At 43.0% G+C, this 19,518-nt stretch carries 20 protein-coding genes, 1 tRNA gene and 1 other annotated feature; of the genes, 5 read left to right on the top strand and 16 right to left on the bottom strand.

Annotated features, from left to right (window positions below; translation table 11 throughout):
• Positions 1-345: 345 nt before the first annotated feature.
• Both IQ246_RS21075 and IQ246_RS21080 read left to right on the top strand, forming a co-directional pair.
• Complete coding sequence (locus tag IQ246_RS21075; protein WP_194005289.1) at positions 346-723, top strand: GxxExxY protein; 378 nt, start codon at positions 346-348, stop codon at positions 721-723.
• Between the two features lie 190 nt (positions 724-913).
• Positions 914-1,129 carry a hypothetical protein gene (locus tag IQ246_RS21080; RefSeq protein WP_194005290.1) on the top strand — a complete coding sequence of 72 codons (216 nt, stop codon included), beginning with the start codon at positions 914-916 and terminating at the stop codon, positions 1,127-1,129.
• Between the two features lie 24 nt (positions 1,130-1,153).
• On the opposite strand, the gene rplL is transcribed toward IQ246_RS21080, so the two are convergent.
• The 8 genes from rplL to rplS form a co-directional block, all read right to left on the bottom strand.
• Positions 1,154-1,546: a 50S ribosomal protein L7/L12 gene (rplL, locus tag IQ246_RS21085; protein ID WP_194005291.1), complete on the bottom strand. Its 393-nt coding sequence runs from the start codon at positions 1,544-1,546 to the stop codon at positions 1,154-1,156.
• A gap of 63 nt (positions 1,547-1,609) precedes the next feature.
• Positions 1,610-2,230, bottom strand: a complete 621-nt coding sequence (gene rplJ, locus IQ246_RS21090; protein ID WP_194005292.1) for a 50S ribosomal protein L10 — start codon at positions 2,228-2,230, stop codon at positions 1,610-1,612.
• 54 nt (positions 2,231-2,284) lie between these two features.
• Positions 2,285-2,452: a sequence feature (ribosomal protein L10 leader region), on the bottom strand.
• Between the two features lie 53 nt (positions 2,453-2,505).
• Positions 2,506-3,222 (bottom strand): 50S ribosomal protein L1, encoded by a 717-nt coding sequence (gene rplA, locus IQ246_RS21095; protein WP_194005293.1) that lies wholly within the window; start codon positions 3,220-3,222, stop codon positions 2,506-2,508.
• Between the two features lie 111 nt (positions 3,223-3,333).
• Positions 3,334-3,759, bottom strand: coding sequence for a 50S ribosomal protein L11 (gene rplK, locus IQ246_RS21100; protein WP_194005294.1), 426 nt, complete (start codon positions 3,757-3,759; stop codon positions 3,334-3,336).
• A 6-nt stretch (positions 3,760-3,765) separates the two neighbouring features.
• Complete coding sequence (nusG, locus tag IQ246_RS21105) at positions 3,766-4,398, bottom strand: transcription termination/antitermination protein NusG (protein ID WP_194005295.1); 633 nt, start codon at positions 4,396-4,398, stop codon at positions 3,766-3,768.
• Entirely contained in the window at positions 4,398-4,619 is a 222-nt protein-coding gene (secE, locus tag IQ246_RS21110) for a preprotein translocase subunit SecE (protein ID WP_162399486.1), read from the bottom strand. Before secE ends, nusG begins: the two co-directional genes overlap by 1 nt.
• 173 nt (positions 4,620-4,792) lie before the next feature.
• A tRNA-Trp gene (locus IQ246_RS21115) sits at positions 4,793-4,865 on the bottom strand.
• A gap of 220 nt (positions 4,866-5,085) precedes the next feature.
• Positions 5,086-5,448 carry a 50S ribosomal protein L19 gene (rplS, locus tag IQ246_RS21120; RefSeq protein ID WP_194005296.1) on the bottom strand — a complete coding sequence of 121 codons (363 nt, stop codon included), beginning with the start codon at positions 5,446-5,448 and terminating at the stop codon, positions 5,086-5,088.
• A 153-nt stretch (positions 5,449-5,601) separates the two neighbouring features.
• Here rplS and IQ246_RS21125 point away from each other — a divergent pair, with 153 nt between their 5' ends.
• Positions 5,602-6,546 (top strand): glycosyltransferase family 2 protein, encoded by a 945-nt coding sequence (locus tag IQ246_RS21125; RefSeq protein ID WP_194005297.1) that lies wholly within the window; start codon positions 5,602-5,604, stop codon positions 6,544-6,546.
• 587 nt (positions 6,547-7,133) lie between these two features.
• Entirely contained in the window at positions 7,134-8,189 is a 1,056-nt protein-coding gene (locus IQ246_RS21130; protein ID WP_194005298.1) for a glycosyltransferase family 4 protein, read from the top strand.
• Positions 8,190-8,362: 173 nt separating this feature from the next.
• On the opposite strand, the gene IQ246_RS21135 is transcribed toward IQ246_RS21130, so the two are convergent.
• From IQ246_RS21135 to IQ246_RS21145, 3 genes are all read right to left on the bottom strand, one after another.
• Entirely contained in the window at positions 8,363-9,022 is a 660-nt protein-coding gene (locus IQ246_RS21135) for a hypothetical protein (RefSeq protein ID WP_194005299.1), read from the bottom strand.
• A gap of 437 nt (positions 9,023-9,459) precedes the next feature.
• Positions 9,460-12,726, bottom strand: a complete 3,267-nt coding sequence (locus IQ246_RS21140) for an efflux RND transporter permease subunit (RefSeq protein WP_194005300.1) — start codon at positions 12,724-12,726, stop codon at positions 9,460-9,462.
• Positions 12,727-12,824: 98 nt separating this feature from the next.
• Complete coding sequence (locus tag IQ246_RS21145) at positions 12,825-14,363, bottom strand: efflux RND transporter periplasmic adaptor subunit (protein WP_194005301.1); 1,539 nt, start codon at positions 14,361-14,363, stop codon at positions 12,825-12,827.
• A gap of 578 nt (positions 14,364-14,941) precedes the next feature.
• Between IQ246_RS21145 and IQ246_RS21150 the strand changes: the two genes are divergently transcribed.
• Entirely contained in the window at positions 14,942-15,484 is a 543-nt protein-coding gene (locus IQ246_RS21150; RefSeq protein WP_194005302.1) for a phycobiliprotein lyase, read from the top strand.
• A 95-nt stretch (positions 15,485-15,579) separates the two neighbouring features.
• On the opposite strand, the gene IQ246_RS21155 is transcribed toward IQ246_RS21150, so the two are convergent.
• From IQ246_RS21155 to IQ246_RS21175, 5 genes are all read right to left on the bottom strand, one after another.
• Entirely contained in the window at positions 15,580-16,149 is a 570-nt protein-coding gene (locus IQ246_RS21155; RefSeq protein WP_194005303.1) for an HdeD family acid-resistance protein, read from the bottom strand.
• Positions 16,150-16,368: 219 nt separating this feature from the next.
• Entirely contained in the window at positions 16,369-16,932 is a 564-nt protein-coding gene (locus tag IQ246_RS21160) for a Uma2 family endonuclease (RefSeq protein WP_194005304.1), read from the bottom strand.
• Between the two features lie 15 nt (positions 16,933-16,947).
• The gene (locus IQ246_RS21165) at positions 16,948-17,112 is read right to left on the bottom strand and encodes a hypothetical protein (RefSeq protein ID WP_194005307.1); all 165 of its coding nucleotides are present in this window, start codon (positions 17,110-17,112) and stop codon (positions 16,948-16,950) included.
• Positions 17,105-17,662 (bottom strand): Panacea domain-containing protein, encoded by a 558-nt coding sequence (locus IQ246_RS21170; RefSeq protein WP_194005305.1) that lies wholly within the window; start codon positions 17,660-17,662, stop codon positions 17,105-17,107. Before IQ246_RS21170 ends, IQ246_RS21165 begins: the two co-directional genes overlap by 8 nt.
• A gap of 109 nt (positions 17,663-17,771) precedes the next feature.
• Entirely contained in the window at positions 17,772-19,484 is a 1,713-nt protein-coding gene (locus IQ246_RS21175; RefSeq protein ID WP_194005306.1) for a diflavin flavoprotein, read from the bottom strand.
• Between the last annotated feature and the right edge of the window lie 34 nt (positions 19,485-19,518).

The following is a 19,518-nucleotide window of genomic DNA, read 5'->3' on the forward strand; positions in this document are numbered from 1 at the left end:
TCTTCAAAAAATTTTAAAAGTCATTAACCTTTGTCAGACTTAGCTTGTAGCGCTATATTCTTGTTTGTTATTAGCTCTTTTTTCTCGTTTAAAATACTTTTTTTTCATAAGGGGATCGGTAGAACCAGCATTTTTAACTCGGAATCGTGTTTGGGGGAAAGGGGAAAGGATAAGGGTTAAAGGTTTTTTCTTTCCCTTTTCCTTTTCCCCTTAACCGAGAAGTATTGAAATCTGTGTCATCTTGTAATCCGTAAACATCCGTGATCCGGATTAGACAGATTCAAGGATGACACGGAATCAAAATCTGTGCCATCTTGTAATCCGTAAACATCCGTGATCCGGACAATGAGTAGCCTAAAATACGCCGACATCACCCAAAAAATTATCGGAGCTTCCTTTGAAGTCCATAAATTTTTAGGCAACGGCTTCCAAGAAGTAATCTACCAACGCGCCTTAGCCCACGAGATGCGTCAATCAAAACTAGAATTTGCCCGCGAAATAGAACAGCAGATTTACTATAAAAATCTGCCCGGACCTATTGGTACACGCAGAGCCGACTTTGTAGTTGAAAACAAAATACTCGTAGAACTAAAAGCCGTCATCCAACTCGAAGATGTTCACCTAGCCCAAGCCCTCAACTATTTAAAAGCTTATAAATTAGAAGTTGGATTACTGATAAACTTTGGTAGCAAAAGTTTAACCTTCAAAAGGCTTGTAATGTAGAATACGGTTGAGACAGGTTAAAGGACAACACAAAAACAACTTGCACAGCAAAGAATCTGATCAATAACCTATCTACTTCATTTTAATCATCCGTGTAATCTAGTAATCCTTATCAATCCGTGATCCAGACAATAGAGGAAATGTGATGAGCCAGGTCGGATAACGCGAACGCATAACCCAAAACCGCATAGTGCAACTGTTTTCACAACAATTAAACTATCGCTATCTGGGTGATTTGCACGACCGACCAAACAACAGCAACATCGAAACCGAAATCCTCACCACTCTCCTTTGCGACAAACAAGGCTATGGCGATCGCCTTATTACCAAAACCTTGTATGAACGGGTGGGCATTATAATGCCCATCCTACTGTGGTCTATTGATATAAAAAAAGAGCCTAACTAAGGCTCCTTAATCAAGAAATTGTGATTACTTCACAGTTACCTTACCACCAGCTTCTTCGATCCGCTTCTTAGCATCTTCAGCGGCATCCTTCGCAATCCCTTCCTTAACTGCCTTGGGTGCAGCTTCTACCAAGTCTTTAGCTTCTTTTAGACCCAAACCGGTCAATTCCCGTACAATCTTCAGCACGGCGATCTTCTTATCGGCTGGGACTGATTCTAGAACCACGTCAAACTCAGTTTGCTCAACAACTTCTTCAGCTGGAGCCGCTGCACCACCAGGAGCCATCATCATCATGCCACCCGCTGGTGCTGCTGCACTTACGCCAAAGGCTTCTTCAATTTGCTTTACTAACTCAGCAGCTTCCAGCAAAGTTAGGGATTTGAGCTGGTCTAAAATTTGATCCGTTGCAGTTGACATTGATATAACTCCTGTAATCTTGATTATTTAGTCATTAGTCATTATTTTTGACTATGGACTATGTTATTCGGGAGCACTTTCGGTGCTACTACCTTGCTCTTGCTCAGCAGTATTTTCAGTACTACTTTGCTCTTGCTCAGCAGCACTTTCGGTGCTACTACCTTGCTCTTGCTCAGCAACCGCCTGCAAGGCGCGAGCCAGAGAACTGGGAACTTCGTTAATACCCACGGCAATTTTGGTAGCCAAGGCGTTGATAGCTCCAGCAATTTGCCCCATAAGTTGTTCTTTGGATGGCAAGTCTCCCAGAGCTTTGACATCCGGTTCTTTGAGCAGGCGACCTTCCATCACACCACCACGAAGTTCTGTCTTCTTGGTAACTTTTTGGAAGTCTTGGTAAGCCTTAATCGCAGAGGAGAAGTCCTCTTTAACCAGCAAAAAGGCAGATGCACCTGTGAGCAATTCCGTCAATGGCTGCCATTGTTCCTGATCTTGAATGGCAATACCCATCAAGGTGTTCTTAGTCACCTTGCAAACCGTGCCGCTTGGACGCAACCGCCGCCTTAAGTCAGTGATTTCTGCAACCGTTAGTCCCTGATACTCTATTACCAGTGCCAGAGTTGACTCACTCAAAGTTTCTTTGAGGTCAGCTACTATCTCTTTTTTATTTTCTAGTGTTCTACCCATGCTTGTTTCACCTCCTTAAAACCATCCTCCATAGTTGGTGCTATTTTCTAAGCAACTCAAAACAATAAACCCCAGCCATTTCAGCCGGGGTTTAAAAGTAATATTCTTCATGCCATAGTTATCACACCGTTGGTGGTGGCACTTCAGACAATAAGAACTTCAACCTCGGCAGGATATTAAGCAATTGGCACCTGCTATCTTTGGCTTTGCTTATTTAGTTTTGCCTTTTGTTATTAGTATTTGTTTTTGTCTTGACAAATGACTAATGATTCAAATTAAGCGGGTTCGGTCAATTTAAAGTCCCGTAGGGCATTAATATCGAGTTTAATCGAGGGCCCCATAGTGGCTGATACGTAAAACGTGCGCCAATAACGACCTTTGGCTCCTGAAGGACGGTTGCGGTCAATCGTTTCTTGCAATGCCTTCAAGTTTACTAACAAATCTTCGGGCGAGAAGGATGCCTTACCAAACATAACATGGACAATACCAGTTCGATCGGCTCGGAATTCTAATTTACCAGCTTTGAATTCAGCGATCGCACCTGCTAAGTCAAATGTCACAGTTCCACCCTTGGGCGATGGCATCAAACCACGAGGGCCGAGCAACTTACCAAGCTTCGCCACCTGTGGCATCACATCCGGTGTGGCAATCAGCTTGTCAAAGTCCATCATGCCTTTTTGGATTTCGTCAATCAATTCTTCTGAACCGACTAAATCAGCACCAGCGTTGCTTGCTTCGTTTACCTTTTCCCCTCTGGCAATCACCGCCACCCGGACTATTTGTCCTGTACCTTTGGGCAGTGCTACCGTCGTCCGCAACTGTTGGTCTGTATATTTCGGGTCAATTCCCAGCCGGATATGTGCTTCAGCGGCTTCAGAAAATTTGGCTGTTGCCGTGTCTTTTAGCAGGGCTAAAGCCTCTAGGGGTTCATAGTCCCTATCTTCTACTTTGTCTTGCAGCGTTTGCAAGCGGCGCGATAATTTTTTTCCCATTTTTCTGTTTGGGGTAATTCCGAAGCTTCGCCTCTCCCCCGATAAATTTACTTGTTCTTTGTCATTTGTTCTTGGTCATTCATTCAGTTACCAATGACTAATAACTAATGACTAATCAGCGACTGTTACGCCCATATTCTTGGCAGTCCCTGCTACAATCTTCATTGCCGCTTCTATGTCATTGGCATTGAGATCGGGCAGTTTTGTTTGGGCTATTTCTTGCAATTGCGCCTTGGTGATTGACCCAACTTTCTTTTTGTTGGGTTCATTCGAGCCTTTTTCTATTTTCGCTGCCTTGCGAATCAGCACTGATGCTGGTGGCGTCTTGAGAACAAATGTAAAACTCCGGTCTTCAAAAACCGAAATTTCTACAGGTATCACCATTCCAGCTTGGTCTGCTGTTTTGGCGTTGTACTCCTTGCAAAACATCATGATGTTGACACCATGTTGACCCAATGCGGGGCCAACTGGCGGTGCTGGGTTGGCTTTTCCAGCATTCAGGGCCAGTTTAATGACCGCTACTACTTTCTTTGCCATTTGTATTTAACTCTGTTTCTCTACCTGATTAAATTCCAATTCCACTGGTGTATCTCTGCCAAAAATCGAGAGCAAGGCTTTCAGCTTACTTCGTTCTGGAGAGACTTCAATTACCTCACCTTCAAAGTCTTTAAACGGACCAGAAAGCACGATTATCTTATCACCAGTAGCCATGTCAATTTTGACAATCGGCTCTTGTTCGCTGGTTTGCTTGAATATGCGTTCTACTTCTGAGGGGCCCAAGGGTATTGGGTTGACATGACCGCGACCCCTGCCGCTGCCACGTTTTTGTTCCGAACCCACGAAGTTAATTACATGGGAGGTGTTTCGTACCACCTGCCATGTATCATCATCCATCATCATCCGCACCAGCACATAACCTGGAAAAACTTTTTCTTCGGTATGTTGGCGACTGCCATCTTTACGGATTTTCACCGCTGGCGTGTGGGGAATTTCCACCTGGATAATTTTGTCACCTACATCAAAGGTTTGGATGCGTTGCTCTAAGTTTGTCTTTACACGCTTTTCACAGCCTGAGGCTACTTGCACTGCATACCAGCGTGCTTCAGTTGACGCTGTTTCTGCTGTTTCCTCTGACTGCAACATGGAGTTGCGTGGTTCGTCTGTTGCGAAAGTCATCAGAACACCTGTTTTGCTGCCCAACCAAACAATCCATCGACCAAGTATATCAAAGATGCGGAGAGTACTACCATTAACAACACGGCGGCTGATTCGCTCACCACTTGCTTGCGACTGGGCCAAACGACTTTATCAAGTTCTTCTTTGGTTCCCTGTATGAAGTTGTTAAAGCTAAACCCGTTTGTGGTTTCTGGCAATTCTGCTTCATTTTTTTTGGCCACGACCGTTTATCCCTCCGTTATCTTATACAGCTATACCCTGCTAATTTTTATCCAGGCTTACAACTTACTGGAAACCAAAAAGCTGCAAATACAAAATTTTTACCCGAAATCATTAGCACTAACTGCCATGTTAGCAGCTGTGTAATTATTTCGGGTTTTGTTTTGCTGTTGAGCGCGCCCTGGAGGACTTGAACCCCCGACATCAGGTTTTGGAGACCTGCGTTCTACCAACTGAACTAAGAGCGCACAAGCTGTTTTTGATTCAATCATTGCGTTGAACTAAATCTCAGTTTAACGCAATATCTGACTTTTATTTTACCTTGCTTTTGAAAAGTTCTGATATCTAACGATAAGTCGCTTTACACTTGCCGCAGAAATGCTACAAACTTTTCGCAATTTCGGTGAGGGAATAAACTAGCGGCAGGAGCCGCTTGAAGTTTGAGTCTCCCATACTTTGAAAGGCGAATCACAAAGGGCGGTCAAACCGTTGTTTGATCCGGGTTGCCTTACCAACGCGATCGCGAAGATAATACAGCTTAGCACGTCGTACCCTACCACGACGTAACACTTTAATGTTGTCAATCCGGGGAGAATGCAACAAAAATACCCGCTCAACGCCAACACCTTGAAATACCCGGCGGACTGTAATAGTTTCGTTGATGCCGCCATTGCGCCTGGCAATTACTACTCCCTCGTAAGGTTGTACGCGGAATTTATCGCCTTCCTTGATTTTCACTCCCACTCTAACTGTGTCGCCCACATAAATTTCGGGCAAATTAGATTTTAGATGTTCCGCTTCAATGGAGCGGATGATCTCTTGAGCGTTCATAGTCTCTCTGTCTAATTAAAAAACTCACGATCATTAATCATAGATCCATAACTGCCCGAGAGTCCAGTTATTTGATGTTGATAATTTTTCTGATATGAATGCTTTGCAATGGAAAGAATGTTACACAAAGACTATGCCATAAGTATAAAATTTATGAAATTCAGCATCGTCATCACCACTTATAATCGCTTAAATTTACTGCAACGAGCAATTGACTCTGCTCTTAACCAGACTATAAAGTGCGAGGTGGTTGTTGTCGATGACTGCTCATCTGATGACACCCAAACCTATGTAAACAGCTTGGGGAACAGTGTTGTTTACCACCGTAACGAAGTCAATCAAGGTCATGCGGCGACTGTAAACGCTGGAGTTGCGAAAGCTAGTGGTGACTGGATTAAGTTTTTGGATGATGATGATTACCTAGCTACCAATTGTCTCCAAGAAATGGCAAGAGCGATCGCACTTTGTCCTAATGCTGTCATTTGTTCATGCGTGGCTGCTCAGGTGGATGGCAATGAAGTTGAGATCAGTCGTACCCCTAAACTTGGATCTGGACAGGCTTTTTATATTCCCCAAGCTGATATTCACTACGGTATGCTTTTAGAGCTTTTACCTTTTGGTACGCCTGTGCAAGTCGCTTGTCGGCGTAATGCTTTCTTGCAAACTGGCGGTTGGGACTCCACGCTCGATGCTAACTGTGACGATATTGATTCGTGGATTCGCATTGTCCAGTTTGGCCATGCCATTTTTTTGAATCAGTGTCTTGCTTATCGCACTATCTGGCCTGGTGCTTATAATCAAAAATTTTCTTTGACTCAACGGTTAGCTACAAACATCTTGATGAAGGAGAAAATCTATGACTTAGTAGATGAACAGTACCGCTCAAAGGTTCCTCTTCTTCAGGATATAAAAAATTATCTGAAACTACATTGGATTTTAGTATCCCTCAAGCAAAGAAACATTAAAAGCTTTCTGTTGATGATAGATCAGTCTGCCTTTTCTCCTCTAGCTTGGAGACTTTTGCTGACTGCTTTTTTATCACGCCGCTTCCCAGAGCACAATTCTCATATTCACAAATTTGTATTAATTGATTCTTAATTATTTGAGTTTTTATAATAATCTTTTTATTACACAGACAGTGTATTTGTATAATTTTTATAATTTGAGGAAGAGGCTAACTTCAATAATGTCTCAAAACTTACATAAATTGAGCATTTTATTTAACTAAGTACGAAAGGCTTAATTAAATTAAAACTCGTAGTAAAAGCTTTAGCAGTTGAAAAATTTATATATATTAATAAATTGCTTACTACGAACAAACATTTATCTTAAATTTAATCACGTCTACCTCCTTAAGTCCATTATTTGATTGGATTTAGATATATTATTCTGCAATCTGCAAAAATAATATGGCAATCATAGTTTGAATGATGAAAATGTTTTTCTAGCTAACTGCCAAATCAAAAAGCAAAAATAAATAATTTACAAATATCGCGAATCATTTATGACTGCTACAGAATCAGACTGTATATTATGAATAAGTCTTTAAAAGTAAGTAGCTGGTTATTAGCTTTAGGATATTGTACTCATTACTGACAATTCTTAATTTGTCACTGAAGGCCTAATGATTATGTCTATTTATACCCAGTTACTTATCTGAATTTTTTATACAAATCTCGGAAGTTATGCGAATAATACATATTTTGAACCACGTTCAAGAGATAGGTAACGGAATTGTAAATGTAGCTGTGGATCTTGCCTGTTTACAGGCAAAAACTGGGCATGAAGTAGCGATAGTTTCTGCTGGTGGAGAATACGAGGCATTACTAGCTGTTTGTGGAGTCAAACATTACCACTTAGATCAGCAGAGGAACCCGATAAATATTATAAAAGCAGCCGTGCGTTACCGAGCGATCGCAGCAGAATTTCAGCCGGATATGGTTCATGCTCACATGATGACAGGAATAGTCCTAGCACGCTTTCTTAGATATGGGTACAAGTATGCTTTAGTTTCCACAGTACACAACGAATTTCAGCGTACCAGCCTGCTGATGGGTCTAGCTGACAGAGTAATTGCCGTCAGCAAGGCTGTGCAAGCGTCTATGGCACAGCGCGGTATCCCGGAAAACAAGTTGCGGGTAGTATGTAACGGAACTCTGGGTAGTCCCCGCACCCGTAACCTAGAGGATTATCAACCTCTACCATTACAGCGTCCAGCGATCGCAACTGTAGCCGGGATGTATAAACGAAAAGGGATTGCTGAGTTAATCGCCGCCTTTGAGCAAATTTCTTTAGATTTTCCCCAAGCGCATCTTTATCTGGTTGGAAATGGGCCTGATAGAGAGCTATTCGAGGCCCAAGCACAAGCAACTTCTGTAGCAGAGCGCATTCATTTTGAAGGCTTTCAACCGGAACCTCAACGATACCTAAAATCTTGTGACATCTTTGTGCTCGCTTCTCACCGTGACCCTTGTCCCCTAGTCCTTTCAGAAGCTAGAGAAGCTGGCGCTGCTATTATTGGCACTCAAGTAGACGGAATTCCTGAAGCCTTGGAATATGGGCAAGCAGGTCTTTTAGTACCAGCAAAAGATAGTAAAGCTCTGACCGAGGCACTAGTACAATTACTGAGTAATTCAGATATGTTGTATGAGTGGAAAAATCGGGCAAATCAAAACCTAGAGTGGCTCAATATTGCCCGTGTCCACCAGGAAACACTTGCGGTGTATCGTGAATTAAGCTAGCTGTTAGGCATTTAATTTGCACATTGACTTGTGAGGGTTGTCATTAGTCATTCGAGTTTACAAAAGACAAATGACATAGACGCCTTAGGGGCTTCCCGCAGAGTAGGACAAATAACAAATAACAAAGAACATTAAAGATTTGTGCCTTTCTCAGTCCTGTCAAGATTTGCAAGTTAATTGAGTTTACGCTTTAGTTTAAAAGCCACACCTAAGATGCCAAAAGCTAATGTACCCAAAATGTCAGTTGGTTCCGGAACAGCATTATAATAGCTACTCACCCGGATGGGCCCATCTTGATCTGCTGGTGGGGGTGGTGCTGCTGGAATAATTCCACCACCTGGGGATAGATTGGGTTGACTATAGAAGCGATTGAAAAACACAGTTTCCTTCGGGATTATGCCACCACTATAAGTAATGATGTTGTTTTTAACGGTAGCGTTTGCAAATATATCCTCTAAACCAGGAATATTAGAGAAACCAATCTTCCCATCTCCATCTGCGTCTCCCCACTGCACTAATTCATTAGCAAATGGTGGAGTAGAATCTGGATTACTATACGAAAGCGTTTCTAATTCAAAAACGAGGCTTGCTATATCCCGCCCAGTGGCATTTAGCAAATTGTTGGCTCTATCTGGAACACCATATCTTATTACTTCCCCAGGTTGTAAATCTGGGCCAAGATTTCTTGGGTTTCTCGTTTGAAGTATGTCTTCATTGACAGTCGTCACGATGGGTTCTACCAAGATGACGGCTCTGGCTGGTGTCAAAGACAAAAAACTAATTCCTGCTGCACCTAAAGCAGACAATGCTATTTTGGTTGCTATTGTAGTCATGTTATCTCCCCTTTATATGGATTCAAAAAATGTTATGGCGTGTGGCATAAACAAACAGCAAATACTCACATTTAAACCGCCTTTTATCTAGCAGATAATTTTGGTTAGGTGTGTTTACTTACTTATTTGATATATACTCATAGGTAGATTTATAAAGCAATTCTGATCATGCTTTATCAACATAACCAGTAATTTCACGCAATCTTTATCAAAAATCTAAATTAGAACTTATATATTGACAGATTGGGCAATATGTGAGCTTAAAAAACTTAATTACGAATTACGAATTACGAATAATGCAGTGGCTTGGCTACACGAGACAAAGCCAGCCTCCGCAGGTTAACAAACCCTTGATTTTATGTTAGTCCACGGAGGTGGACTTTGCTTGTGTAGTAGCGAATTATATTCGCCAATAACTTTTAAAACTTCTCAGGGATTCAAATAAATTTTTTGGTAAATCCACGCAACCAAATTAACACTGGCTTTGTCCAATTGCCGCCGAACAAATCGTGCAGCAGAGTATAAAAACAAGGGATAATAAACAGCGTCAGAACGGTGGCTAAAGACAAACCGGAAAACACCACCACGCCCAATGGTTGCAGAAATTCTGAGCCTTCCCCAATTCCCAAAGCTAGAGGGAACATACCTAAAACAGTAGTAACGGTAGTCATTAACACTGGACGTAAGCGTTGAGGAGCAGCTTTCAAAATCGCCGTTTTCCGATCAACCTTTTCTCGTTCTAGAATTTGATTCGCCAATTCCACCATGATGATGGCGTTGTTAACCACAATACCCACCAACAATACTGCACCAACGATTACTGTTGCACCGATAGCAGTTTTGGTAATGTAAAGTCCGAAAATACCCCCAGCTAATGCTAGCGGAATTGTAAACATAATTACCAACGGGTCAATGAGGGAATTGTATTGCACCGCCATCACCACAAAGACTAGAAAGGCAGCTAATGCGCCTAACAGTTGGAGAGAGCTTTGCAGTTGTTGATTAGATTCGGCTGCCGAACTGGGTAAAATGCTAACGCCTTCAGGCAAATCTATACTTTCTAGTACTGTATTCACTTGTTTTAGAGCGCCACTAAGGTTAGCTCCCTCAGTCAAATTGCCAGCAATCAAGAAAACTTGACGTTGATTAATCCGTTGAATCTCTCCAGGAGCTTGCCCTTCGACAATTTTGGCAACATCGCTCAAGCGTACTTGGCGATTGTTGTCTACAAACAAAGGCAACCTCTCTAATTGAGAAGGTGTTTGTACTGATGTTTCATTCAACTGTACTCGCACATCAACTAAACGGTTGCCGCGTTGTAGCTGAGTTGGTGTACTTCCTTCGAGTGCAGTCTGAATTGTTTGCCCAATATCTGTAGTAGTTAAGCCCAAAGCAGAAACCCGCTCCCAGTCAGGAAGAATTTGAATTTCTGGTTGGCGATCGTCTGCATCGGGACGGAATCTAGCTTGAGTAACTTGCTTTTCCAGTGTTGCTAGTATCTGACGGCCAGCTTGCTGTAAAACATTTGCGTCATTTCCTTGAAGAATTATGTCAACATCAGCACCACGTACTGGCGAGTTGCTGAGAATCAAACCTCGTACTTGACCAGGGGAAAGGCGCAGGCGAATTCCTGCTAAATTTAGCTTATTAAACTCTTGGGTAACTCGTTCTACATAAGCTTCTACATCTGTACCTTGTTTTAGGGTAATGGTGCTAGAAGCCCGTAGGGCATTCTCATTAGTAGTATTTCCAAAAAGAGCACCACCAGTTGTAGAGAAAACATAATCTGTTTCTGGCTGTTTGCGGAGAATCTGATCCACCGCAGCCATAACTTTTCGGTTGGTTTCTAGAGGTGTACCGGGAGGAAACTGAGCATTTAAGTTGGCTTGTCCAGTATTGATGCGAGGGAGGATTTCTTGGGGAATTTGCGGAGCCATCCACAAACTGCTGCCACCGAAAAGGATAAGAGCGATCGCCACGGTTACTAACCGCCAGCGCAATATCCTAGCCAAAAAACTGCCGTATCCCCTCGTAGAAGCTTCAAAGCGGTCATTAAACTTCCGTAAAAGCCAAAATTGGCTCAAACCACTGGAAAATCGCCATGCCAACATCCTGGAGGCGAGCATGGGAACAACGGTAACAGCAATCAAAATTGAAGCCGCTACAGAAAAGGTGATGGTGAGAATTAACTCATTGAACAGTAGTGCGATAAAGCCACCGATGAGCAAAAACGGCAATACTGCTACTAAGTTCGTACTAGTGGAAGCAACTAAAGCCGATTCCACTTCCTGGCTACTTTGTTTTGCCTGAGCAATTAGTTGCTGCGAACTCAATCGGGTTTTTGTATCTTTGCCAGGAGTCATACCAGCACCCTCGGCAATATTCTCCAACATGACGATGGAGTTATCCACCACAATACCAACGCCCAGCGCCAAACCACCTAAGCTGAAAACGTTGAGAGATAAGCCGAATAGCCCCATAAAAATGATGGCGGCTAGGGTTGCTAAAGGGATAGCCAGGACAATGATAAAAGTTTGCCGCAGGGAACCAAGGAATAAAAGGACGGCGATCGCGGCTAGTACTGTTCCGATTAACCCGGAACTGGTAACATTCGAGATGGAATTGCGGATAAACCGTGACTCATCCAAGGTAGGTGTAAGAATTGTTCCTTCGGGAATTACACTAGATTGCCGGAGTTCTTCTACACGTTTTTTCACCCCCTCAACAACGTTGATGGTGTTAGCGTCTGGCTGCTTTTGAATGCTGACTTTTACAGCTTGTTGCCCGTTAAGCAGGACGAACACTCTTTGTTGTTCTGAACCATCAATCACTTCGGCAAAGTCTCGCAAATAGACGCGGCGATTGGGGACTGATGACTGGGTACTGGTAACTGGGGACTGGGTACTGGAAGCCGAGGAAGCAGGGGGAGGGGAGGAGACTTCAAAAGAAAGATTACTAATTTCATTGGCATTTTGGAAGCGCCCGACGGTACGAGTTAACGGCTCCGAATCCTGCCCCAAAATCCGACCGCCAGATATATCTACGTTGCGATCTCTGAGTTGATCTAGCACATCGGTTAAACCTACACCCAAAGCTTGTAAGCGATCTAGATCAATATTGACCCTAACTTCTTCTTGAACTCCGCCTGACACGTCTACCCCTGCTACTCCAGGTACAACACTCAGTTCACGGGCTAGTTCTTCTTCGGCAAAAACGCGTAAATCAACGCCTTCTAAGGAAGGGGAAGTTAATGCCACTTCGTAAACTGGTAACTGAGAGGGATCAACTTTGAATAAGCGCGGTTCTTCAATGGTATCTGGTAGAGTGCTTCTAGCTCTGTTAAAGGCAGCTGTGGCATCGTTTAAAGCTTGGTCAATGTTGCCTCCCGTTTGAAAGAACAAATCCAAGCTGACCTGTCCCTCACGAGTTTGGGAAAAAATTTGGATTACGCCCTCGGTAGCGGCAAAAGCTTCTTCTAGAGGCCTTGTTACTTCATCAACTGCTACCTCTGGGGAAATTCCAGGTGCTTCTATCCGCACACCAATTCGGGGATAGGTAATTGATGGTAGCAAATCTACGGGTAATTTGAGGACAAAAAAGATACCCAGAACTATCACTGTTAGGGTAAGCATGAGTGTACCGATATGTTGGCGAATTGATATGGCACTAATACTAAACCCGCCGCCGTTCTTAACTTGCTGCATTACTGTCGCTGTGCTCCAATTAAAAATGCCAAATTACCGAAGTTCTGACGCTCAGACTTCTCTCAAAATTCCAAAAGAATTTTTAATCTTGCAATTTTTTATTGTGAATTCCCTTTAGGTAACGACTCCGCTGTTTCAGAAATAATCGATAAACGTACAGCGGCTCCATCGTTTAAAGGTTGACCACTGCGAACTACATAGCGTTCTCCTGGCTCTAAACCAGATAAAATTTCTACTTTACCATCGGCTCTGTTTCCTAATGTGACAGCACGCGCTGCCACTTTCGTCTTGCCTTCTGTGTCTTTTACCACAAATAGTGTACCTGTTCGCTTTTCTGCTCCTGTGGTATTGGGTGTATTAGGTGCAGGAGAGGACTGCTCTAGATTTGTTTGTGTCTCCCCTGTGCTCTTAGAGTTTTTGTTGTCTGCTTCTTTTTGAATAGCTGCTTGCGACACTACTACTCGCTGTGGTGTCTGGTTTTCAAATTTGACCCGCGCTAGTAGCCCGCTACCAATTTTTCCATCATTGTTGGGAATTACTACTTCCACGGGTATTAAGCGAGCCGTAGCATCCGCAGCGGGGGAAATGCGCGTAACTCTGCCTATTAATTTTTGATTGGGGTAGGCATCTAAACGAACTTGCACAGATTGCCCAACCTGAATTTGTGCCAGTTCTAATTCAGAAACTTGAACAACGACTTTGACGCGATTAAAGTCGCCAATTTTCAAGACTTCACTACCTGCTTGCAGAAGATTACCCGGTTCTGTGACCCTTTCTGTAACTATGCCATTGATGGGGGATGTTAATCGAGCGTAAGATCTGCGTTCTTTAGTTTGGGCAACCAATGCCTGTTGGGCAACTACTCTGCCTTGGGCAGCAGCGACAGCTTGCTGTTCTGTACGGACTTGCTCTTGGGCTGCTCGCAGTGCCTGAGCAGCTGTTTGTGCTTCAGTACTTGCTTGTTGAGCTGTTTGTTCGGCGATCGCACCTGCTTTGAAGAGTTTCTGTTGCCGTTGTGAGTCTGCTTGGGCTTGTACAACTTGTAGCCGTGCCCGTTCTACTTCAGCACGAGCATTACTTACTTGATTTGTTACCCTGGCTACTTCTGATTTGAGGGCTGCTAGTTCTGCTTCTGCTTGCTTTAATTCCGTTAACAGAATGGCATCATCTAACTGTCCGACGTTTTGCCCTCGCTTAACTGTGTCACCTACATCTAGGTTCAAAGCCAACAGTCTGGCTTCTACTTGCGATCGCAGTGACACAATGCGGAATGGTGTGGTATTTCCTGTATACTCTAGTTGTTTCTCCAGTACATCAGTTCGGGCGATCGCAACATCCACGGGCGTTGCACCACCACTACGTTCACTACCAGGACTCTGAGATTGTGCCTCAGCTGATTCCTTGGGTAGCGCTCCGCAACTTGTTGTCAATATTCCTATGCCTAGCAAACAGGGAATTAATAAGATGGATGTCCAATGGGAAGACACACAAACAAAAGTCTTAACACTACTATTTACGTCTGCAACAGCCGCGTCAGTTAGAGCAACTGAATCTAACTGGGTATTAATTACCCGGTTAGCAGCTGCTGAAGCTGATGTTTTTGCCTGCTTGTGCGGCTTATTTCCGTCCAAAATCATTTACTTTTCTCCTATTGGGGAGTTTCTGGGTTATACAGCTGTGTATTACCAAGTAATTCTGAGCAAGCAATTCCGAGAGATATAAATAATAAGAAACAAAAGTTTCTAGATTATGTCTCCTTAATTTTCTGTATCAGAAATTACTATTTTTTTTAAAACTCAAAAAAACTCACTTCACTACTGTAGTGCTTACGCAGAGGTAAACAATCTTCTTGCAGACGTCGTAATTATTAACTTAGTATAAATAATTTTTACTTTTCTGACATCTACCCTTAGGAGAGGACTTGTAATGCCTAAAGATATGGGGCTTTTTTGTCCTGGATTTTAATATATGTAGTATCAAATAATTAATATTATTCTCATATTCAATATAGCAAAAAGACTAATAATTTTCGATGCTCATACGATACATTAAGAATATTAAAGATTAATTGCTTTTTTAATGCCATGATGTAAAAAATCATCTTTTCTTCGGTGTCTTGCATATATGGCAAAGAACAGGCTGATATATTTCACAGCAACTAGAGCAAAATTAACTTTGCCAAAATTCTATTTACTTTAGGTGAGGAGAGTTACGAATGACATTACCACTAGAAATTGTACAAACCACTGAGCGATCGCAGATTGCGGAATTTTTCCAGGAATCAGCGGGTAAATGGCGTTCGGAACGGCGCTACTACACCTTACCGGAAGGAGAAACCAAAGAGATGGAGAGTATAATTATCATCCGGTTTCTAGAGCAGGGATGCCATGAATTGCAACAGCTTGCTCAGATGCACGATTTAGCCGATTCAGCAAGTTTGCAATGTGGTGCAGAAGTTATCTGGGAAAGTACAGATTTGCTCAAAGCAAGGAAAGAGTCGAAAGGTTCTACACTGTTTGGTGCTCTGGGAAGTATTTTATATCGCGATCGCGGTTTTGCCACATCCAAACCAGTCACAGCTAAATATTATTTCTCGAATCCCAAAACTCTGTGTTTGCGAACTGAGTACAACGGTTCAGTATTTGAGGAAGAATTAAAATTAGTTGGTAGCAGATACAGAACCAGACAAACTATTATCTCTCGCGCTGGTGAGCAGTTAATGATTGGGCAGTATTTAGAAAAAAGAGTTGAGATTTAAGACACAGAAAAAAGGCAAAAGAAGAATTCTTCCTCAGCCTAATTCCTTAGTAAGGGCGAAAAAAATAAAGCTTGCTTAAATCAGACTATAAAACTTTAAATGCTTGCAGTGGAGTCTGATTGCTTTAAGAAAGAACGCGCATTTAGCGACAGCATGACGCGTGAAACGCCAGTGAACAGAACACTAACACCTACCAGTGTGCCAATCAGCCAGGGTGCATTAAAAGGCCACTGAAACCAAATCATTGAACCTAGCAGTAGAGTAATAATGCCATCACCTAAAACCCAAGTCCAGTTTTGTTGCGGACGCAACCGGAACGCTAGGATCAGCTCGAATATGCCTTCAGTAAGTAAGAAGCTACCTAACAATAGTGTTAGTGTCAAAGCACCTGTAAATGGGTAAACAAACAGCATTATACCGGTTGCAATGTAGAGTGCACTTAATAAGAGCTTCCAAATGAAGCCTCCTTGATCGCGCGTTTGAGTAGCATAGACTAGCTTGGCAAATCCCGAAGAGATCAAAATTACAGCAAACCAAGTCTCAGCAAAAATCGTTGAAATAGCAGGTTGAGCGATCGCAATAATCCCCAAAATAATCAGAAGAACGCCAATCACCAGAGAGCCATTTATATTCTTATTTATCTCACCAGAAACATTAGTTGTCATACAAATTTTTCCCTATGCTTAAATGAACTCTACAATTAGGTTAGAGAATTTATTAAAAAGAAGATAGAACCCTAAGATATACGCCGTATAACAAGTTTTACTAGGTGATTTTAAAAAATAGTAGAAGCTAATTGGTAGAAATACTTCACAAGACAGATAATTATCTGCCGCACTAGCGATGAAAAAAAGAGAGTGAAGAGTTAATTGAGCGCCAGCAATTTATACCTGTAACTCAAACCCAGGTAAAACTTCCTCCCCAACGAGTAGTGCTGGTATCGCAACTACCTCTACAGGCTGTCCTGGTTGGTAAATTTCTACCTGTTTATCTTGAGGATTGATTAGCCAACCCAAACGCAAACCATTTTCTAGATACTCCTGCATTTTATCTTGCAGAGGTTTTAGGCGGTCAGTTTCCGAGCGCAGTTCAATTACAAAGTCAGGCGTTAGTGGCGGGAATTTTTTACGTTCCTCAGCAGTCAGTGCTTCCCATCGCTCCAATTTTACCCAAGCAGCATCGGGAGAACGATTTGCGCCATTGGGTAGCTTAAATATAGTAGAGGAGCTAAAAACCTTTCCCAATTTAGTTTGGCGATTCCAATTATTTAAGTCGGTAATGAAGTCTGCTTCCTGAGTTCCGCTTTCTCCTCCCACGGATGGCACAATAATTACTTCTCCTGTTGCACTCAGTTCTAGATTTAAATCCCGATTTGCCATGCAGAGTTGATAAAACTGCTCGTCGCTGAGGTGAACGATTGGCTCTAGGTTTAAGACAACTGTATTCATTGAACTGCTCCTTTTTCATTCAAAGCCGCGATCGCTTTCACTAGGCTTTTTTGGATTAGTGATATTGACGAATAGATAGTCTTTTCCAGAAGTTTGTGCAATTGCGATGTAGAGGTGTTCACTGTTAGGAGGCGTATCCAGCAAAAATGCATCTCCCAAATTAATGGTGATGCTAGCCATTCAAAACCCCATCTAGATGTGCTTCTCGAATGGCTTCTTGCTGAATTTCCTCGATTTCCTCGTCACTCTTGCCCACATTTTTGAGAATATGCTCTACCAAAATCGGAATGGCAGAGCCATGAGGGTTTTTCCACTCTGGAAGACCATGAGTCCACTCAGCAACATTAAAAGGGTCAAGATGCCCAAAAGCTTGATAAACCTGCTGAATTATTTCCTCTTCCTCTTCACAAAGGTCTTCATCTCCTGGATCATGCAACAAGAAAACATGATTTTCATTATGAGGAGAAATGAACTTAGACCAGAGAGGTAAAGCATCATCAACGGGCTTTCCCTTGATTAGGTCATAAACGCCGCTCAGGACAGGGCCGTAATCCATCGACACATAATGATCGCCAGTAATCGGTTGTTCCATGCGTTTCAATGCAACACGATCAGCTATGTAAAGCATTTTAAGTAAGCCTAAATACTTCATAGGCTTACCGTGCAGCTTTAAAAGTACGGCTGCGGCTTCAACAGCTTTCTCTGGATGAAACCGAAACTGGATTGGCATAAAAATTCTGAAGCGACTGCTTCACACTAGTACAAACCTGTAAACCCTCGTCTGGATAACATTTTATGGAAAAACGCCGTAAAAAATTGCTAGAACAACTCCAAGAGGCCTAATAATGAGTTCCCGACTTGCGATGATGTACAGCTGTGACACCATCTTGATTTAGGACTTTGCCATTCTCGACAGTCGCATAAACCAGCCAGTGATCACCGGATTCCATCCGATTTTGTACAGAACACTCCAAGTATGCTAATGCATCTGTAAGAACAGGAGAGCCGTTTTCAGTTTCTTCGGCAGCAACACCAGTAAATCTGTCTTGTGCTGGGCTGAAAGGTTTAAGGAAATGCTTCATCAAACCTAAGTGATTGCCTTCTTTGAGGATGTTGAGAACAAATTTATTTCCTGAGTGTGTCAGAGTTTCTATGGCGCGGTCTTTGGCAACAGCGATGGTTAAACCGGGGGGATTAAAGCTGGCTTGAGATACCCAAGAGGCTAACATAGCACTGGATCTATCGCCTTCCTTGGCAGTGAGAATGCAAAGAGAACCCACAATCCTACCAACTGCTTGTTCTACAGTCGTAGCAGGTTGATTTGGCGATCGCACTTTTCTAGCTTTCTTCAATGCTTGGGCAAAGTCGGTTCCAGCTTCTTCGCATAATTGTAGAGTCGCATCGTCGGGTTTGAACTTCACACGGATGGTGTCAAAACCAAATCGATAACCAGCATCTTTTAGTTTGCTTTCAATTAAATCAACTGCTTCACCACTCCAGCCAAAGGAACCGAACACACCAGCGAGTTGATTGTTAGTGGCGGTGGATAGGACAATTCCTAGAGCTGTTTGCACAGGTGTGGGCGCATGTCCGCCGAGGGTAGGGGAACCCATGACAAAGCCAGCAGATTTTTCCACAGCAGTACGGATATCTTCAGGCTCAGTAAATTCGCAGTTAATCGATTCTACAGCGACGCCAGCTTTTGTGATGCCACGAGCGATCGCCTGGGCTAAAGTTGCAGTATTCCCGTAAGCTGAAGCATAAATCAACGCTACTGTCAAATCAGCAGATGTTTGCTGCTGGCTCCACTCTCGATAAGCTTTGGTGAGGTCGATTAAGCCATAGCGTACCAAAGGCCCGTGTCCGGTGGCATACATTCGCACGGGTAAATCGGCTAGTTTATCCAGCGCTGTTTCAACTTGACGGGCGTGGGGAGCCATCAGGCAATCAAAATAATAGCGCCGATCTTCGTTATATATTTCCCAACCTTCGTCAAAAACCTGATCCCCACAAACATGCGCCCCAAATAGTTTATCTGAGTAGAGAATTTCTGTTTGCGGGTCGTAGGTGCAAAGCTGATCTGCGTAGCGGGGGTTAGGGGTAGGAATAAATTCCAGATAGTGCCCCTGACCTAAATCTAGGGTTTCTTCCCCCCGCATCACGATAATTGACAAATCTGGGTTTTCTAACGCTCCACGCAAATTCTTTGCCCCTGGATTAGAACACACAAAGGTGATTTGAGGAGCAATTGTAAGCAAAGCTTTTAAAGTTTCAGCGCGGTTGGGATTGACGTGACCCAAAATTACATAATCTAGCTTGGTGACATCGAAACGCTGCTGTAACGCTTCTAAATAAATTTGCGTAAATGTTTCCCCTGGAGGATCAATAAGGGCAGTTTTATCGCCTTCAATTAAATAAGAATTGGCAGTTGTACCCTTGGCAAGAGCATATTCAATTTCAAACCTGAGCCTTGACCAACTGCGCGATCGCAGCACTCTTGTGTCTGTGGCGATTGGGTAAACTTGAACGTCGCGGGGTTTATTTTCTGGCATGGCTTTATTGGGGATGGGGCATTGGGGATGGGGC

This window comes from aff. Roholtiella sp. LEGE 12411, assembly GCF_015206995.1.
Classification (GTDB): domain Bacteria; phylum Cyanobacteriota; class Cyanobacteriia; order Cyanobacteriales; family Nostocaceae; genus Komarekiella.

Excerpts from the sequence above, each read along its gene's own strand:
- IQ246_RS21150 (WP_194005302.1), top strand. The coding sequence starts at position 14,942 with ATGACATTACCACTAGAAATTGTACAAACCACTGAGCGATCGCAGATT.
- IQ246_RS21170 (WP_194005305.1), bottom strand. The coding sequence starts at position 17,662 with ATGCCAATCCAGTTTCGGTTTCATCCAGAGAAAGCTGTTGAAGCCGCA.
- IQ246_RS21075 (WP_194005289.1), top strand. The coding sequence starts at position 346 with ATGAGTAGCCTAAAATACGCCGACATCACCCAAAAAATTATCGGAGCT.
- nusG (WP_194005295.1), bottom strand. The coding sequence starts at position 4,398 with ATGACTTTCGCAACAGACGAACCACGCAACTCCATGTTGCAGTCAGAG.
- IQ246_RS21130 (WP_194005298.1), top strand. The coding sequence starts at position 7,134 with ATGCGAATAATACATATTTTGAACCACGTTCAAGAGATAGGTAACGGA.
- IQ246_RS21145 (WP_194005301.1), bottom strand. The coding sequence starts at position 14,363 with ATGATTTTGGACGGAAATAAGCCGCACAAGCAGGCAAAAACATCAGCT.
- IQ246_RS21175 (WP_194005306.1), bottom strand. The coding sequence starts at position 19,484 with ATGCCAGAAAATAAACCCCGCGACGTTCAAGTTTACCCAATCGCCACA.
- IQ246_RS21165 (WP_194005307.1), bottom strand. The coding sequence starts at position 17,112 with ATGGCTAGCATCACCATTAATTTGGGAGATGCATTTTTGCTGGATACG.
- rplA (WP_194005293.1), bottom strand. The coding sequence starts at position 3,222 with ATGGGAAAAAAATTATCGCGCCGCTTGCAAACGCTGCAAGACAAAGTA.
- rplS (WP_194005296.1), bottom strand. The coding sequence starts at position 5,448 with ATGAACGCTCAAGAGATCATCCGCTCCATTGAAGCGGAACATCTAAAA.
- IQ246_RS21155 (WP_194005303.1), bottom strand. The coding sequence starts at position 16,149 with ATGACAACTAATGTTTCTGGTGAGATAAATAAGAATATAAATGGCTCT.
- IQ246_RS21125 (WP_194005297.1), top strand. The coding sequence starts at position 5,602 with ATGAAATTCAGCATCGTCATCACCACTTATAATCGCTTAAATTTACTG.
- rplJ (WP_194005292.1), bottom strand. The coding sequence starts at position 2,230 with ATGGGTAGAACACTAGAAAATAAAAAAGAGATAGTAGCTGACCTCAAA.
- IQ246_RS21135 (WP_194005299.1), bottom strand. The coding sequence starts at position 9,022 with ATGACTACAATAGCAACCAAAATAGCATTGTCTGCTTTAGGTGCAGCA.
- IQ246_RS21140 (WP_194005300.1), bottom strand. The coding sequence starts at position 12,726 with ATGCAGCAAGTTAAGAACGGCGGCGGGTTTAGTATTAGTGCCATATCA.
- IQ246_RS21160 (WP_194005304.1), bottom strand. The coding sequence starts at position 16,932 with ATGAATACAGTTGTCTTAAACCTAGAGCCAATCGTTCACCTCAGCGAC.
- rplK (WP_194005294.1), bottom strand. The coding sequence starts at position 3,759 with ATGGCAAAGAAAGTAGTAGCGGTCATTAAACTGGCCCTGAATGCTGGA.
- rplL (WP_194005291.1), bottom strand. The coding sequence starts at position 1,546 with ATGTCAACTGCAACGGATCAAATTTTAGACCAGCTCAAATCCCTAACT.